Source organism: Dyadobacter sp. 22481 (genome assembly GCF_052044875.1).
GTDB classification, from domain to species: domain Bacteria; phylum Bacteroidota; class Bacteroidia; order Cytophagales; family Spirosomataceae; genus Dyadobacter; species Dyadobacter endophyticus.
Window position 1 is genome coordinate 166,228 of record NZ_JBQENV010000001.1, and the last position, 16,019, is coordinate 182,246.

15 protein-coding genes are annotated in these 16,019 nt (G+C 49.3%); 14 read left to right on the forward strand and 1 reads right to left on the reverse strand.

The annotated features are described in order from the left end of the window. The first annotated feature begins 6 nt into the window (after positions 1–6). The 10 genes from ureB to ACTJJJ_RS00680 all read left to right on the forward strand — a co-directional run bounded on the left by ureB (position 7) and on the right by ACTJJJ_RS00680 (position 8,307). The gene (ureB, locus tag ACTJJJ_RS00635) at positions 7–375 is read left to right on the forward strand and encodes an urease subunit beta (RefSeq protein WP_440701108.1); all 369 of its coding nucleotides are present in this window, start codon (positions 7–9) and stop codon (positions 373–375) included. Further along, the gene (ureC, locus tag ACTJJJ_RS00640) at positions 372–2,108 is read left to right on the forward strand and encodes an urease subunit alpha (protein WP_440701109.1); all 1,737 of its coding nucleotides are present in this window, start codon (positions 372–374) and stop codon (positions 2,106–2,108) included. Before ureB ends, ureC begins: the two co-directional genes overlap by 4 nt. A 35-nt stretch (positions 2,109–2,143) precedes the next feature. Then, complete coding sequence (locus ACTJJJ_RS00645) at positions 2,144–2,644, forward strand: urease accessory protein UreE (protein WP_440701110.1); 501 nt, start codon at positions 2,144–2,146, stop codon at positions 2,642–2,644. Between the two features lies 1 nt (position 2,645). Beyond that, the gene (locus tag ACTJJJ_RS00650) at positions 2,646–3,332 is read left to right on the forward strand and encodes an urease accessory protein UreF (protein WP_440701111.1); all 687 of its coding nucleotides are present in this window, start codon (positions 2,646–2,648) and stop codon (positions 3,330–3,332) included. Between the two features lies 1 nt (position 3,333). Continuing rightward, positions 3,334–3,969, forward strand: coding sequence for an urease accessory protein UreG (ureG, locus tag ACTJJJ_RS00655; protein WP_440701112.1), 636 nt, complete (start codon positions 3,334–3,336; stop codon positions 3,967–3,969). Beyond that, the gene (locus tag ACTJJJ_RS00660; RefSeq protein WP_440701113.1) at positions 3,966–4,772 is read left to right on the forward strand and encodes an urease accessory protein UreD; all 807 of its coding nucleotides are present in this window, start codon (positions 3,966–3,968) and stop codon (positions 4,770–4,772) included. Before ureG ends, ACTJJJ_RS00660 begins: the two co-directional genes overlap by 4 nt. Next, positions 4,748–5,449 (forward strand): hypothetical protein, encoded by a 702-nt coding sequence (locus ACTJJJ_RS00665; RefSeq protein ID WP_426295237.1) that lies wholly within the window; start codon positions 4,748–4,750, stop codon positions 5,447–5,449. Before ACTJJJ_RS00660 ends, ACTJJJ_RS00665 begins: the two co-directional genes overlap by 25 nt. Before the next feature lie 337 nt (positions 5,450–5,786). Then, positions 5,787–6,617: a helix-turn-helix domain-containing protein gene (locus tag ACTJJJ_RS00670; protein WP_440701114.1), complete on the forward strand. Its 831-nt coding sequence runs from the start codon at positions 5,787–5,789 to the stop codon at positions 6,615–6,617. Between the two features lie 125 nt (positions 6,618–6,742). Continuing rightward, a complete protein-coding gene (locus ACTJJJ_RS00675; protein ID WP_440701115.1) occupies positions 6,743–7,546 on the forward strand; it encodes a luciferase domain-containing protein in 804 nt (267 codons plus the stop codon). Positions 7,547–7,803: 257 nt separating this feature from the next. Next, positions 7,804–8,307, forward strand: a complete 504-nt coding sequence (locus ACTJJJ_RS00680; protein ID WP_440701116.1) for a heme-binding protein — start codon at positions 7,804–7,806, stop codon at positions 8,305–8,307. A gap of 287 nt (positions 8,308–8,594) precedes the next feature. Here the strand turns inward: ACTJJJ_RS00680 and ACTJJJ_RS00685 are convergent, their stop codons facing one another. Then, on the reverse strand, positions 8,595–10,718 hold the full coding sequence (locus tag ACTJJJ_RS00685) for an alpha-L-fucosidase (protein ID WP_440701117.1): 2,124 nt from the start codon (positions 10,716–10,718) through the stop codon (positions 8,595–8,597). A gap of 618 nt (positions 10,719–11,336) precedes the next feature. Between ACTJJJ_RS00685 and ACTJJJ_RS00690 the strand changes: the two genes are divergently transcribed. From ACTJJJ_RS00690 to ACTJJJ_RS00705, 4 genes are all read left to right on the forward strand, one after another. Further along, entirely contained in the window at positions 11,337–12,212 is an 876-nt protein-coding gene (locus ACTJJJ_RS00690) for a helix-turn-helix domain-containing protein (protein WP_426295230.1), read from the forward strand. Positions 12,213–12,738: 526 nt separating this feature from the next. Then, a complete protein-coding gene (locus ACTJJJ_RS00695) occupies positions 12,739–13,332 on the forward strand; it encodes a hypothetical protein (protein ID WP_440701118.1) in 594 nt (197 codons plus the stop codon). A gap of 65 nt (positions 13,333–13,397) precedes the next feature. Further along, positions 13,398–13,688, forward strand: coding sequence for a hypothetical protein (locus ACTJJJ_RS00700; protein ID WP_440701119.1), 291 nt, complete (start codon positions 13,398–13,400; stop codon positions 13,686–13,688). A 60-nt stretch (positions 13,689–13,748) separates the two neighbouring features. Beyond that, entirely contained in the window at positions 13,749–15,917 is a 2,169-nt protein-coding gene (locus ACTJJJ_RS00705) for a T9SS type A sorting domain-containing protein (protein ID WP_440701120.1), read from the forward strand. Positions 15,918–16,019 lie beyond the last annotated feature (102 nt).

A 16,019-nucleotide genomic window follows, 5' to 3' on the forward strand; every position in this document is an offset into this window, starting at 1 on the left:
CACGATATGGTACCAGGTGAATACTTTCTCGCGGAAGGCGACATTGTGGCCAATCCCGGCCGTCGCACCGAGCAGCTCACGGTCGTCAATACAGGCGACAGGCCGGTTCAGGTAGGCTCGCATTTTCATTTTTTTGAAGCCAACAAGCAGCTCGCATTTGAGCGTGGGAGGACATATGGCATGCGCCTGAACATCCCGGCGGGTACAGCGGTGCGTTTCGAGCCCGGTGAGGAAAAAGACGTATGGTTGGTAGCGTTAGCAGGCAGCGGCCATGTTTTTGGCTTCAATAACCTGGTAGACGGCCCGCTGGAAGGGGGCGAGGATGCGGCGCTGGCCGAAGCATTAAACAGGGGTTTTAAAAACGAACTGCCATGAGTCTGCGCATTAACCGCATTAAATACGCCAATATGTACGGCCCTACCACGGGCGACCGGGTGCGCCTGGGCGATACTGACCTGATCATCGAGATCGAGCGGGATCTATCAGTGGGCGGGCCGGAAGGGTATGGTGAAGAATCGAAATTTGGAGGGGGCAAAACGATCCGCGACGGCATGGCGCAGTCGGGCACGGCTGTGCGCGACGAAGGCGTACTGGATATGGTCATTACCAGCGTGATGATCATCGATCACTGGGGCATTGTCAAGGCCGACGTCGGTATCCGCGACGGGCATATTGTGGCTGTCGGCAAGGCGGGCAACCCCGATACCACCGACGGTATTACGCCCGGAATGGTCATCGGCGCGGCCACAGAAGTACACGGCGGTGCGGGGCTGATCGCGACCGCGGGTGGCATTGATACGCATATTCATTTTATCTGTCCCCAGCAAATCGACCACGCATTGTTCAGCGGGATTACCACCATGATCGGTGGTGGTACCGGGCCGGCGGATGGCACCAATGCAACTACTGTTACGCCCGGCGCCTGGAATATCCGTAAAATGCTGGAAGCCGCAGAAGCTTTTCCGATGAACCTTGGATTTACCGGTAAAGGAAACTGCGCCACCGAAGCCCCTCTTGAAGAGCAGGTGAGGGCAGGGGCAATCGGGTTGAAGATCCACGAAGACTGGGGTGCCACGCCGGCAGTGATCCACGCATCGCTCCGTGTCGCCGATCGTTTGGACATTCAAGTGGCTATACACACCGACACGCTCAATGAGGCCGGTTTTCTGGAGAGTACCATGGAGGCCATCGGCGGGCGCGTGATCCATACTTACCACACGGAGGGGGCCGGCGGGGGGCATGCGCCCGACATTATCAAGGCGGCGATGTATCCCAATATCCTTCCGTCATCCACCAATCCGACCCGACCTTTTACCGTCAACACCATCGATGAACATCTCGATATGCTCATGGTATGCCACCATTTGGACAAATCGGTGCCCGAGGATGTTTCATTTGCCGACTCTCGTATCCGTCCCGAGACGATCGCCGCCGAGGATATTCTGCACGATATGGGCGTTTTCAGTATGATGAGCTCCGATTCGCAGGCCATGGGCCGGGTGGCGGAGGTGATCACGCGCACGTGGCAGACGGCCGATAAGATGAAAAAGCAGCGTGGTTTCCTGCCGGAAGACAGCCAGGCGGGCAATGACAATTTCCGGGCAAAAAGATATGTGGCCAAATACACAATTAACCCGGCCATTACCCACGGCATTTCGGAATATGTCGGCTCTATCGAACCGGGGAAACTGGCCGATCTGGTGCTATGGAAACCTGCGTTTTTCGGGGTAAAGCCGGAAATGATCATCAAGGGTGGTATGATCATTGGCAGCAGAATGGGCGATCCGAATGCGTCTATTCCCACTCCGCAGCCTGTTATATACCGGCATATGTTCGGGGCTTATGGCAAGGCGCTGACGGGTACCTGCATCAGTTTTGTTTCGCAATGTTCATTGGATGAGGGTGTTGTGCAGCAATATGGTTTGGAAAAGCTGCTGCGGCCCGTCCGGAATTGCCGCAACATTTCCAAAAAAGACCTGATCCACAACGACGCGACCCCGCACATCGATGTGAACCCTGAGAACTACGAAGTGAAAGTAGACGGAGCGCACATCACCTGCGAGCCGGTTTCGGTAGTGCCGTTAGCCCAGCGCTATTTTCTTTTTTGATAAAATATCCGATTGACTATCAACGCATTTGTAAAATGATCATCAGGGAAAAAGCCGGGCGAATCGAAGCGTACGAGGGCATGGGCATTGAGCCCGACTGGCTGGACCTGGAATGGTTCGAGACCAGAAAGCGGATCCTGCATAAGAAAAGCAGTGAGGGAGTGGCGGTATCCCTGAAATTTCTGGCCGAATCGCCGGAAATTACGGAAGGTGATGTGTTGCATGCCGATGGGGAGCGGCTGATCGTTGCCCGCATTCTTCCTTGCGATAGCATTGTGGTAAAACCGGGCAGCCTGTTTGAAACGGCTTCACTTTGCTACGAAATCGGGAACAAACACCTGCCGCTTTTTTTCGAAGACAATGCATTGCTGGTGCCGTTCGAGGCGCCGCTCTATCGCTTGCTGGTAGCGCAGGGGTATGCTGTGCTGCGGGAAAATCGGAAGTTGCTCCAACCGCTCAGAACGACCGTTTCGCCACATCCTTCGGGAAATAGCGGCAGTTTGTTTTCGAAAATCATGCAATTAACCAATTCCTGATATGGAAATGCGTATGCTCAGCCTGCTGCAACTAAGCGATCCGACGCTGCCGATCGGCGGGTATGCGCATTCGGGCGGGCTGGAAACCTACGTACAGTCGGGGAAGGTGTGCAGCCGGGACAGCGCCGGCGACTACATCCGACAAATGCTCACTGAAAATATCCGGTATGGCGACGCGGCATTTGCTTCGCTGGCTTATGAGGCGGTTTGCCATAGCGATATCGACGAATGCATTTGTCTGGATACCGAATGTACGGCGCTCAAACTGCCCAGGGAAATCCGCGAAGCGAGCGCTAAACTGGGGATCCGGTTGTTAAAAGTATTCCAACCTGTCTTGCAAAATCCTGTACTGGACCAGTATGCCCAAGCTATCCGCAAAAAGACCGCTTCGGGGCATTACTGTCTGGCTTTCGGGATGTGCGCCGCTGCGATGGACATTCCTAAGAATGACATGCTTGCGGGATTTTATTACAATGTGAGTGTGGGAATGGTTACCAATAGCGTCAAGATGATCCCGCTGGGACAGCAGGAGGGGCAGGAGCTTTTATTTTCATTACAACCATTGATAGCGGAGCTGGTCGAAAATACCATGAATCCGGACCGCGACCTGCTCGGACTTTGCTGCACCGGCTTTGATATCCGCTGCATGCAGCATGAAACTTTGTATTCAAGACTTTATATGTCCTAACATGACTCGTAACTATATTAAAATCGGCGTGGCTGGTCCCGTGGGGTCCGGTAAAACAGCCCTCATCGAGCGGCTTACACGGCAAATGGCTTCGGTTTACAGCGTAGGCGTTATTACCAACGATATTTACACCCGCGAAGATGCCGCGTTCCTGACCGTCAACAGCCTTTTGCCACCGGAGCGGATCATTGGCGTCGAAACCGGCGGTTGCCCGCACACGGCCATCCGCGAGGACGCGAGCATGAACCTGGAAGCTGTCGAAGAAATGGCGGAGCGCTTTCCCGATCTGGAAATCATTTTCATCGAAAGCGGTGGCGATAACCTGTCGGCCACATTCAGTCCCGATCTTGCCGACCTGAGTATTTTTGTGATCGACGTGGCCGAAGGGGATAAGATCCCGCGGAAGGGTGGGCCAGGCATCACCCGCAGCGATTTGCTGGTGATCAACAAGATAGACCTCGCGCCTTACGTGCACGCCGACCTGGGCGTGATGGAGTGTGACGCGCGCAGGATGCGGAATGGCGCGCCTTTTGTTTTCACCAACCTGATGTCGCTCCAAGGCCTCGACCAGGTGATCGGATGGATACGCCGGTACGCATTGATGGAAGAGATTGACGAGCCCGAGCTGGTCCGATGATTGCTTCCCTGGACATTACGGCCGCCCTGCGCGACGGACGCACCTACCTGAAAAAGAGCTTTTGGCAACCTCCGTTCAAAATAGCGGATGTTACCGAAGACAGGCGGCGGCCCACCTTGCATTTAATGCAAATGAGCGCATCGCCGGGTGTGCTGGCCGGGGACTGTTACCAGATCGGCATTCAGCTGGAAGAAGGCGCGGCCCTACACTGGCACACACAATCGTACCAGCGACTGTTCAGTATGGCATCGGCGGCACGTCAGCAGGTGCGGGTGGATTTGGCTCCCAGGGCTGCATTGACATACCTGCCACATCCTTGCGTACCACAAGTGGGAGCCGATTTCCGGGCTGATAACCAAATATTTCTCTCTGCAGACAGTAGGCTGATATGGGGTGAAATCATAACCTGCGGGCGGAAGCTGAACGGGGAGATGTTCCAATTTTCCAACTACCGCTCGGTAACCGAAGTGTTTCTGGAAGACAAGCTCATGGTAAAGGAAAATCTGCGTCTGGTACCGCAACGCGTCGATCCGCGGGGGATCGGGCATTTGGAAGGTTTTACACACCAGGGAGGGCTGCTCTGTATTGATCAGCAACTGGATGTTCCGGGTCTGGTCCCGCATTTGACGGAAGCGCTGGCGGCGATCCCGGGTATCGATTTCGGTATTACCGGGTTGCCGGTCAACGGGTTCGCGTTGCGAATGCTGGGCAACCATTCCGAACGGCTGATGCAGGCACTCAAAATGGTATCGGAAATTATTACAAACGACAATATATTATGCAAACCGAGTTTCAGGTATTAATGGCTGCGGCGATTAGCATCGCTTGTCTGCACACGCTCAGCGGCCCCGACCATTATGTTCCATTCATTGCATTGTCCCGAAGCAGAAACTGGTCGCTTCCCAGGACCATTGGCTGGACGGTACTTTGCGGCTGCGCGCATGTTTGGAGTTCGGTACTGCTGGGCCTTGGCGGCGCGGCTGCGGGCTGGTCGCTGAGCAGGATAGAATGGCTGGAAGGCGTAAGGGGAGGCATTGCGGGCTGGATGTTACTCGGTTTCGGGATTGTTTACGGGATATGGGGATTATGGAAGATACGGCGCGGGTATTCACACAAACATTTCGATGCCAGTGATAACGGGGAACTGTATGTGTATGAACACAATCATAATCAGTCAGTTGTGCCGGGCGACCGCCATAAGGTCACGCCATGGGTGATGTTTATCATATTCCTGCTAGGGCCTTGTGAGCCGATGATCCCGCTCCTTTATTTCCCGGCAGCGAAAAGCTCCTGGGCAACGATGGTAACGATGATTGCCGTCTACACGATTTGCACGCTGGCAATGATGCTCCTGATGGTTTTGCTGGGATTCTTTGGTATTTCAATTTTTCGTTTGTCCTCACTTGAAAAGTATATGCACGCCCTGGGTGGTCTTACGATTACCATCTGCGGCGCCGGAATGGTGTTTCTGGACTGGTAAGCTGAACTACGACGAAACGACGGAACACTCCAGTTGAAGGAAAATTCTGGGAATATCGGGTTGATGGTAGTACCCTCATTGCTCACTGATACTGGTGCCTGAGTGGCTTAGAGTCGCATCAAAATAATTTCAAAGATGTTAGGTTGATAATCCTTCGTGAACGCTGCTTCATGGCCGGATTTCTTAAAAATGTATCATTCAATAATATCGGCACACAGAAATCCAGTAATTTGGCCTTATGCCAGAAACTGCTGAACATATACCTGTATTAAACTCGATCGCAGATTTTTTCCGGGTTTACGGACTTGGAGAGCCTGTTAACAATGAAATTATGTGTATGCGCTTGCAGGATCAGCCAGACAAGAGGCTGATGAGCATGCCTCTTTGCCGGACCAACTTTTATCGGATCATTCATTTAACCTCCGAAAACCTTTTTCATCTATACGAAAATAAAAAAACAGAGATTGCAGCCAATACCCTCATTTTCAGTTACCCAGGAAAACTGGAATCATGGAGCCGGTCGGGAAAGCTCTATGGTAATGTGGTGTATTTTTCAAAGGACTTTTTGCCATTGGATCCTGTCCGTCCCGGATATGAAAGCTTGTATCCCTATTTTACTGCCGACGGCGCTTTGCCGCTTGCGATCAGCGATCAGCAGGCTTCAAACCTTAAACTGCTTTCAGATGAAATGATTGAAGAAACAGGTTCGAGCCGCCCCGACAAAACAGAAATGCTCAAAAACCTCCTTCCCGTCTATCTGCATAAAATAAAAAGAATTTACGAGACGAATACCGGCAAATTGACGGGCAAAACAAAAGAAAACCGCTTACTGTATAATTTGTTCAGGAAACAGCTTGAATCTTACATTGTCCAGCTCCAGGCCGGCAAGCACACCATAATGCCATCCGTCTCAGCGCTTGCTGAAATGATGAACATGAATCCGAATTATCTGAATTCTTCAGTTAAAAAAGTGACAGGACAAACGGCATCGGCGATGATCCAGGAAAAACTTTTACTGGAAGCCAAAGCATACCTGATCCATACCTCACTGCAGGTTGCTGAAATTGCCTACCGGCTTGGCTTTGAAAATCTTTCGTACTTCAACCGCTTCTTTAAGAAGCATACCCAAACCACCCCGTCCGAGTTTCGCAAGTCGATTATTTTGTAGCTGGTCAAAAGCGTATGGCCTATTGTGAAAAGTGCTATTATACCTGTAAAAAGTACTAGCAGTAACCCTTCACGCAGCGCTTACTTTGCAACAACATTTGAAACCAATCAACAGTTGTTGCGGCTATGAAAGCGATCCTAATTATCACAGTTCTCTGCCTGCTTCTCAACCTGCTCGTTTTTGCTCAGAAATCGGACACTATTATCGGCAGGCAGGTCGGTGACACGGTCAAATCACAAGCGTCGATTGATTCCGTGATTCAAAAGAGTCTAACCGCGCAGGAATATCAGGATTATCGCGCCTGGGTTGCCTTAGGCATTGGAGGCTTACCGCACACCCTGGAAGGTTACCGGACGGTGAAAAAGATGGGCATGGCAATGAAGGATCCACTGGATGTGGACAGGGTCAGTCCATACATAGGTAAAAACGGGGACCTGGCTTCGTTGCAACCGTTGCCAAAACGTCCGGGAACAAAACCTTCCATAGCCCCATTCGCCGTACCCCACCGTCAAACTGACCAGCATAATACCGGGCAGATCAGAAAGAAACAGACTGAGCTATTTGATGCCGCGGTACAAGGTTCACATGGGCAGCTGATGTATCGAAATTCCTATCTGGAAAAGCATAGCCCGGGGATTTTTTTGGCCGACCCTACCAAAGGGAACCAGACCGTTGTTGGTCTTTCCCATGCTGAAATCGGCCATATCCATGCATTTGACGGATCTATGCATCTGATTCTCAGCCCGAGCGATACCAAAGAAGTGATCGAAAAAGGATGGGGGGAATTACACGGCCTGGCTAATGGAGAGGGCATGGTAGCCAGGACTTATATGTTGATTTATTCTCCCCGCGACCAACAGGAACTTGCCATAACAAGTCAAATACTGGATGCAGCCATCCAATACAGCAGCTATCCGGCCCACCCATAATTTAAATGCAAACCTTTCAACCTGATATCAAAGAAGCTGATTCTGGGAATTAAGGCTACAACCAAAATCGACGGCCAGGACTTCATGGTTGGCACATCACTGGCTTCAAAAACAGTAGCAGATGAAGTAGAGTTGCGTGCTACCGGAGAATTCAAACAAAATTAGACCGGCATAAACCAAGCGTATTACAAACACCTATATCAAGGAAGGTGAAGAAAACTAACAAATATTTCAATAATCAAAAGAACAATCCGAATATGAAAAAGCTAGCATTTGCATTCTTCTGTCTGATCGGCATTTGTGCCGCGGGTATCGCTTTCGCCCAAGGCCCGCCGCGTGGCGGCGCGCCTGCGCTAATGGATTTGGCGACTGCCAAATCACTAACCGAGGCCGCTAGCGCAGCCGCCAAGGCTGCCAACGCCAATGTCGCCATCAGTATCGTGGACGCCAATGGCGACCTTGTGTTTTTTGAAAGAATGGACGGCGCCATCAGTATGGCTGTGACCAGTTCTCAGGGAAAAGCACGTGCCGCCATACTTTTTGGTATGCCTACCAAAGCGGCCGCTGATGCGGCGGCGGCGGGAACGCCGCTTAATGCTAAAATAATGCCATCCGGAGCAGGTTCCTTCGCTATTGCTGTTCAGCAGGGCGGGCTTCCGATTGTAAAAGACGGGAAAATCATTGGCGGTATCGGTGTAGGCGGGTCATCGCCAGCCAATGACGAGACATTTGCGCAAAAGGCGTTAGACAGCCTGCGGTAAATAATCTTGAATGGTGTATCCCCAAAATCGTTTTGGAAACAAATCAAGGAATTCGGTATCGATTTTTAGCATTCCTTTCATCGGTAGTTGCCCTGTTAGAAATAATACAAAGGGAAGTGACTACCCCAACGCGGCGTCCAGATGATATTATTCTTGACACCGCACTTAACATTATCAGGATGGCAATAAGAGTTGAAACTCAGTCCGTTATTTCGAAAGGATCCCTTGATCCGTCATCTGGTATTTTGGAAATAATGGAGCATATCCGCACGTGTGTCAGCGATCAGCTATTGCGTAATCACATCAATTTCACCATAACCCACTTCGCCATTCCCCTGCGTGTTTTGAAGTGCGCGGAGCTTGATATACCGTCCTTTAACCGCGTCGAATTGTTTGATCTGGATTAATGGATTGTTTTTAATGTTGGAGAATTCTCCCTCAGTTGCCAGTTTCCATGTTTGACCATCGGTTGACACGTAAAACTGGAAATGGGAGATGATACCGTCGATTCTTCCCTGGCCCGGAAGATATTTGAAACCGGTCAATGCCTGCTGCTCACCTAAATCAATGACGATATCTACCGGCATTTTTTGGTCCCGCGGCTGGTACCAGGCCGTGTTGGGGTTTCCGTCGATCACCGCAATGGCTTTTTCGTCTGCCAAGTTTAAAAGCTTCCAGGTTTTGCGAGTTATATCAAATTTCTCCCGCGCCTCCGGGCTACCTGCTCCCGATTTCGAATCGACGGCGATCGTGCGGACTTCGATCTTTCCATCAGTTTGAACCGGTGCGGTGTACCTTGTTGAATGCTTGCCTGGCGCACTGCCGTCGAGTGTATAGTAAATATCCGATTCTTTATCAGCCGCTTCGATGGTGACAGCGCCATCCTTATTCCTGGTGATAGCCGGCGCAGTGAGTACCTGGGGCGCATTGTAAACACCGATGTTGGAAATGATGGGAGAACTCTTTGCATCTGTAATGGTAAAGCGGAGCTGCGTTGTCTGAACCGTCGGGAAAACGAGGATTCGTTTGTATCCGATCGTGCTTTGGGAAGCCAGCTGTTTCCATTCGCTTCCTACCTTCGCTTCAAGCTGAAAGGATTTCACCCGCTGCCCAAGGGGAATATATTCCTGCACCAGAAAGCGGTTAAAGGTAGTTGGTTTTCCAAAATCAATAGTCAGTGAAGCAGACGTGAGCTTATCATCGGTGGCCCAGTAGGTATCTTTCTTGCCGTCCAGCGCTTTATCAGCACCAAACACTTTGGCATTGCCGCGGACGTTCGATGCACTGACTTTTTTGTTTGCTGCAAGATCCACGGCAAAGGTTTTTCTGACGGTTTCGGCCAGTTCCAAAACCGCCTTTTCGTCGTTTTCATGGATTAAACCTCTTTTGTCGACCGGGAAGTTGAGCAGTAGCGTTCCGTTCCGGCCAAAGGAGCTGTAATAAGTTTCCAGCAGCCGTGGTAATGTTTTAACCTTGCTGTCTTCATATTCATGATAAAACCATCCCGGACGAATTGAGGTATTGACTTCACCCGGCACCCATGAATCTCCGTTTTCAAGACCATGTCGAAGCATATCCCTGGTGACTTCGCCGGAAGCATTCAACAGGCTCCAATTTTTTTCACCCACATGTCCATCCTCGGTTCCCACCCAGCGCAGGTCCGCCCGGTCGCCGCCATCGTTCCAAATGACAATGTTGGGTTGCAATTTTCGGATCAATTTGTAGGTATTTAGCCAGTCGTAGTAGGTTTTGGCATCAATTCGGCGCGTTTCTTTCGCGCCGCCGTAATATCCTGAGCCCCCGTTCGCACCATCAAACCATATCTCAAAAACCTCGCCGTAATTCGTTAGTAGTTCGGTGAGCTGATTTCGGAAATAGGTAATGTATTCCGGCTTGCCGTAATCCGAGTAGTTGCGGTCCCAGGGAGATAAATAAATTCCAAGTTTAAGGCCATATTCTTTACAGGCCTCCGCCAATTCCCGAACGATGTCACCTTTTCCCGCTTTCCAACTGGAATTTTTTACAGAATACTCCGTGTACCTGGAAGGCCACAGACAGAATCCGGAGTGGTGTTTGGCCGTCAGTATGATCCCCTTCATCCCCGCTGCCTTACATACCCGCGCCCACTGGCGACAATCCAGTTTCTCGGGATTGAAAATCTTAGGATCGTCCTCCCCGTATCCCCATTCCTGGTCGGTGAATGTATTGGTCGATAAGTGTATAAAGGCATAGTACTCCATTTGCTGCCATCTGATCTGGTTTTTGTTGGGCTCCGGGCCAAATGGCTTAGGTGGGGTAGGTTGCCCAAGGCAATTCCCCGACAATTGCGTGATTAAAAGAACCATTAACAATCCTCTCAGCATATGATGCCGGCTATTTATGAAGGTAGCTTCTGAGGTATATTTTTTCATTATTTGCAATTGATTTTCTAATTAACCTGCTTGTTCCATTTTGTAAATTTGTTCCATCAAATGCCATTTCTGGTCGGCCGAAGCCGCTAACGTGGTTGCTCGAAATTCAGACATGTACTGCCGATTACCGCTATACGTGCCCTCTATCAGATCACGCACCGTGTTTGTGTCAGAACCGCCGAATTTCGGAATAACATCGTTGTTTTGACTTTTGCTCCAAAAAGCTGGCGGTTTCGCTTTCTCCCGTCGTGGAAGCTCGATTTTTGCCCTCTGCCTTCCAGCGTCAGCTCACTGTCAGAATCCATGCTTGTAACGACGTAATGAACATCGCCCCATTCTGCGCGGTGTAATGCGTGTACATAGGCTCATTGCGCCAGTCGCTGGCACAGTATCTTTGGCGTTACTCCTGCTCTTCGAACGCCATGTGCCCCGATCGTTCTTCTCTGCATAGCACTATTTTGGCAATTGGTAAGTAGTCAAAACATACCGATTTCCAGGAGATCGGAATATGGGACAAATGTATAGTTTAATAAATTGTAGTAATTGTACAAAAATACTTTTTATTTTAACAAATCAGACTATCTTTGAAAAATGTATCAATGACAATTATCGACTTGAATGGACAATGAAGGCTTTAAATCCATATTTTCGTTATTGAATGCGGACTATGTACAATTGAACAAAAATTGGAATTATCGAAATGTAATCAGTCCTTTTTATCGGATTTACTTGATTGATGACGGGTATGGGTTGCTCGGTGAGGAAGACAGTGGGCATGTCTTGGAGAAAGGCTACTTGTATTTGGTGCCCAGTTTCACTTTATGCAGTCACCACTGCCCCAAACATCTCAGCCAGTTTTACGTTCATGTATTGGAAGAAACTACAGACGGGACCTCGCTATTTTCTTCCGGCAGAAAAATCTATAAGATTCGGTCGGAACCGGAAGACACCATTCGCTTCAAAAGGATTCTGCAACTGAACCCTGGTAGGGATCTGAGAAGGTCAGACAATCCCCGTGAGTACGAGAAACAGCCCACACTTGCCGGTTTTCAGAAAAAAAACAATCTGATACCGCTGTCTGACTACATCGAGACGAAAGGCTTGATTCTCGAATTGATTGCACGATTCTTAAGGCTTGAGTACTTCCAGCCTGCGGAGCCAAAAAAGATTCCTTCCAAGATTCTCGACTCGATCAATTATATCCTCACGCATCTGCAGCAGAATCTGACTGTTGAACATTTAGCTGACCGGGTAAGCTATAATGCTAATTATTTTTCCAAGATTTTCACCAGCTATACAGGGGAACGCCCGTTGGTATACATCCAGAAGAAAAGAATTGAAAGGGCGCAGTACCTCATTATTGCCACAAATCTTACCCTTTCGGAAATTGCGACAGAAACCGGCTTTGATAGTCTTTCTTATTTCTCTCGCACGTTCAAGAACATTACTGGACAAACGCCTACCGAATATAAGAAAATCAACAGTGTCGTGTAATAAGTAGCACCGAGATTAGCAGTGCGTAGATTTACACGGCACTGCCGGCCGCGGGAACCGATACCTGTGTTAGCCCCCTAAATGGTTGGACAAAATTGTAAAAACAGCCGCGTCGGCAGTCCGATTAGTCCATTAATTTAGGAATCATGATAAAATTATTACCGAGTTTAAGCCACCAATGCCCTGAAAACGGGAAGCCTTCATTCCGTGAATAAAAATTAAGGACGGCTGTTGGTATGACCATGAAGTATTGATTTAGTCGGTATTTTTCAGGAGAAGCCTTATCGTTACCTTTTGTATACCTACTTTCCAGGCCAGTGTACCTCTTGTATACCCGTCGGAATAGGATGCCTGCCGCCGCCATTCCTAAGTTTGCATCAGTCGAATCTGAGAATATTTGCATCACATGATCATCAGGATTTTACACACAATCGCCGATGTCGGCCGAGTTTTACCCGCGATGCTTTATCCAAGGATATTTACTAGTCAAATCAATTCAATTTATTTAAACCACATGCAAAACGCCATGAAAAATGTTCTTACGAGTACCGCAATGCTTTCACTTTCACTGTTTATTTTGAGCTGCGAAAAACCGAATGACCTGACGCCGGATGGCGGCGCAATGCCTACCATGGCTGGTTATGCGGCTACGCCAAACGAAAGCACAGCGGCTATGCAGGTAGACGGCAGGACACCGAAACAAATACCACCTTTCTTAACGGTTACCTGGAAATACGTTCACACAGCGACAGTTCCGCTACTCAAAGGATTGAAACTGACCAGTCCGTTCTCGATCGTGGATGAGCATGCAGGAGATATCAGCTGGGGAGTAGGTTCCAATTGCTACTATGCGATCAACACAGAATCAATGCATTTCGCAATTGCAGGCATCCAGGATGTCAGTAAACTGACGAAAGAATATTTGGCTACGCTCAAATTTTACACGGGGGGCGGCGCGAACTGGGCCCCTGCGGGTTCCGCGTTCTGGACAAACTATATTCCAGTCGGAACGGTGCTAGCTTACAAAACGCCAGGCGGAAAATACATTCTGGTACAGGTCAAAAGCACAGATACCCTGGTGCTGGATATCTATCACGAAAATGCCCTGATATCGTATTAAGGAGATTTAAGGCCGGGGCAGTAAAACCCCGGCCTTTTACCATGCACCTCTAATAATGCTTGCAAATGATCGTCTTCTGGGTTCTTTGGTTTTTTTGCGCCGGTACACTGCTGGTTTTGCTTTACCTTTTCAGAGACAGCGTATACACTACTCCGGGAGGCCCGTCGGCACCCTTTTATAGGGCGGCGATCGTCGCCATTGGCGTGCCTCTTGTTGCATTGTCGGGAAGTTTTTGGCTATTCAGCAATGGCTTTTACGCAGCCGCCAAGCTGTTGCTCGCCATACCCGATTTGCCAGGACTGGCCTTTCTGCTTTGGTTGCTGATATTCCGGTTCTCAAATGGCCGTAAAAATTAACCTGCGATTGTTTGTCGCCAACACCATTTTCATTTTTTCAAATACAAATTAGCATTAGTCATGAAACTTTCGATTACTAAAAGGCCAAACAACTACTTTAAACATACATTGCTGGTACTGCTGCTGTTTGTCCAGATTTTCGCAGCCCAGGCACAGATTGATTGGACGAGCCGCCAGCTATTACCCAGCATTGTTCTTTTTGACGTTGCATTTGGTGCAGGAAAGTATGTAGCAGTAGGGCAGTCCGGGATGATCCGGGTTTCAACCGACGGTATTACCTGGGACGAACGATCATCACCCGTCGGCAAGACCAGAAATTTGAGGCGCATTGTATACGCCAATGGAATTTTTGTCGTGGTGGGAGACCTTGGGACAGTCTTGACATCAACCGATGGCCTGAGCTGGTACCAGCATGATTCGGGAACAGACCGGAACCTGTACAGCCTTGCCTATGGTGGCGGAACTTTCGTCGCGGTGGGGATGCAGGGTTGCCGGTTAACATCATCGAGTGGTATTGACTGGACTATCAGGTCAGATAAGCAGCAAAACAGCATTTATGACGTCGTTTACGGCAACGGACTTTTTGTGTCGGTCGGGGAAAGTGGCCTTTTGAAAACATCTAATGACAATGGTGTAACATGGACTGCAAGGGTTTCTGCAACAACAAACACTTTGTATGGCATCAGTATCAACAAATCAGGACGTTTCGTAGCAGTCGGCATTAAAGGTACGATCGTCGCTTCGGCAGAAGGAATGGCGTGGAGCTCATATAGTCTGGCTGATCAGACATTGATCCTGAAAGCAGTCGCATCGAATCCGCAGACCGGGAAGTTTGTTGTCATGATCCAAAACAAAAATAAGGTACTTACTTCTGCCGATGGTATTTCCTGGAATAATCCACTCGTTGCGACGGCCATCGATCAAAACCTTTATAGCGTACGCCATCTTCAGAATCAGTTTCTGGCCACGGGGGAAGGTTGTATGTTCCGCTCGTCATATAACGACGGCCTCACCTGGGTTTCGGAGACAGTCAATTACTGGAAGACGCAGATCGGCGGTTCGGCTTATGGAAACGGGCGTCTTGTACTCGCTGGCGGTACGAATAACGGCGAAATCTATGGAACGAAGCGCAACCTGATTTTGACTACCCTGGATGGTATAAATTATAAGGCGGCGGAAACGATCCAATTGAATCTCGGGGCAGAAGTGTTTACCTCCGTTACGTTTGGTAAAGGACTTTTTGTCGCAGTGGGCACAGACGCCATCATTCAAACCTCTATCGACGGTTACGTGTGGAGTTATAGCCAGGTAGAGTACGGACAAAGGCTTGAAGGTGTCGCATATGGTGGTGGTAAATTCGTCGCAGTCGGCGATCATGGCCTCATTCTATATTCCTCTGATGGTAAAACCTGGTATAAGGCGGTTACTAAGAGTAATTACCACTACAAAGCTGTGGCTTATGCCAACGGAATGTTCGTGCTGGTAGGATTGCAAGGAATTTTGGCAACCTCCACGGATGGTAATCAATGGACATTCAGGGCCAGCGGCACGCCGTATCCATTGGAAAGTGTGACTTATGGAAACGGCAAATGGGTAGCTGTGGGCCTTGCAAAGTCGTTTGCGACATCGTCAGACGGAAAGGTCTGGTCAGCAACCAGCGATCCTTACAGTGATATTCACTATCTCGACGTGGCGTTTGCAAATGGCCAGTTCGTGATTTGTGGAAGAGATGGAAAATTGTTCAGATATATTCCTGGCGTAGCGTGGACGGCTTTGAAGAGCAAGGTAAGCGTCGACTTGCTGACAATTACTTATGGTAATGGTATTTTCATTACCGGCGGATTTGTGGGAATTCAAACGTCGCCTGGGACGAGCTCTGCTGCCCCGGCACAACAAAATGCATTTTCAGCTGACAATAATATGCGGCAAGCTTTCGCAGGCGACAGTACCGGACTTGAAAACGTAGCGCCCGAAGATGCATTTAACGCCATTACATATCCCAATCCGGTTTTGGATCAATTTTCGCTGAATGTGGAAGGTGCGAGTGGCGAGACGATACGCCTTCAATTGTCGGACCTTTCGGGGCGGACGATCTTTGACAAAGTGGTGACTGCTCGAAACGGAAATTATCAAGAAACGATCTCCATGACGCAAAAGCAAACAGGATTGTACCTGATTCGGGTGAGTACGCCGACCCAAACGCAAACTGTGAAGGTCTTGAAGAAATAAGTCTCAGCACTTTTCTGCCACTTTACGTTAAATAAGCTTATTGGTCATTTGGGGCCGAATCACTGAATAGTCTTCTCAGTTACAATTATATTCGTGAAACCT

What these genes read in the sequence shown, in the direction of transcription:
- ureC (WP_440701109.1), top strand. Translation starts at nt 372, where the DNA reads ATGAGTCTGCGCATTAACCGCATTAAATACGCCAATATGTACGGCCCT.
- ACTJJJ_RS00675 (WP_440701115.1), top strand. Translation starts at nt 6,743, where the DNA reads ATGAAAGCGATCCTAATTATCACAGTTCTCTGCCTGCTTCTCAACCTG.
- ureG (WP_440701112.1), top strand. Translation starts at nt 3,334, where the DNA reads ATGACTCGTAACTATATTAAAATCGGCGTGGCTGGTCCCGTGGGGTCC.
- ACTJJJ_RS00650 (WP_440701111.1), top strand. Translation starts at nt 2,646, where the DNA reads ATGGAAATGCGTATGCTCAGCCTGCTGCAACTAAGCGATCCGACGCTG.
- ACTJJJ_RS00695 (WP_440701118.1), top strand. Translation starts at nt 12,739, where the DNA reads ATGAAAAATGTTCTTACGAGTACCGCAATGCTTTCACTTTCACTGTTT.
- ACTJJJ_RS00700 (WP_440701119.1), top strand. Translation starts at nt 13,398, where the DNA reads ATGATCGTCTTCTGGGTTCTTTGGTTTTTTTGCGCCGGTACACTGCTG.
- ACTJJJ_RS00685 (WP_440701117.1), bottom strand. Translation starts at nt 10,718, where the DNA reads ATGAAAAAATATACCTCAGAAGCTACCTTCATAAATAGCCGGCATCAT.
- ACTJJJ_RS00670 (WP_440701114.1), top strand. Translation starts at nt 5,787, where the DNA reads ATGCGCTTGCAGGATCAGCCAGACAAGAGGCTGATGAGCATGCCTCTT.
- ACTJJJ_RS00690 (WP_426295230.1), top strand. Translation starts at nt 11,337, where the DNA reads ATGGACAATGAAGGCTTTAAATCCATATTTTCGTTATTGAATGCGGAC.
- ACTJJJ_RS00660 (WP_440701113.1), top strand. Translation starts at nt 3,966, where the DNA reads ATGATTGCTTCCCTGGACATTACGGCCGCCCTGCGCGACGGACGCACC.
- ACTJJJ_RS00645 (WP_440701110.1), top strand. Translation starts at nt 2,144, where the DNA reads ATGATCATCAGGGAAAAAGCCGGGCGAATCGAAGCGTACGAGGGCATG.
- ACTJJJ_RS00665 (WP_426295237.1), top strand. Translation starts at nt 4,748, where the DNA reads ATGCAAACCGAGTTTCAGGTATTAATGGCTGCGGCGATTAGCATCGCT.
- ureB (WP_440701108.1), top strand. Translation starts at nt 7, where the DNA reads ATGGTACCAGGTGAATACTTTCTCGCGGAAGGCGACATTGTGGCCAAT.
- ACTJJJ_RS00680 (WP_440701116.1), top strand. Translation starts at nt 7,804, where the DNA reads ATGAAAAAGCTAGCATTTGCATTCTTCTGTCTGATCGGCATTTGTGCC.
- ACTJJJ_RS00705 (WP_440701120.1), top strand. Translation starts at nt 13,749, where the DNA reads ATGAAACTTTCGATTACTAAAAGGCCAAACAACTACTTTAAACATACA.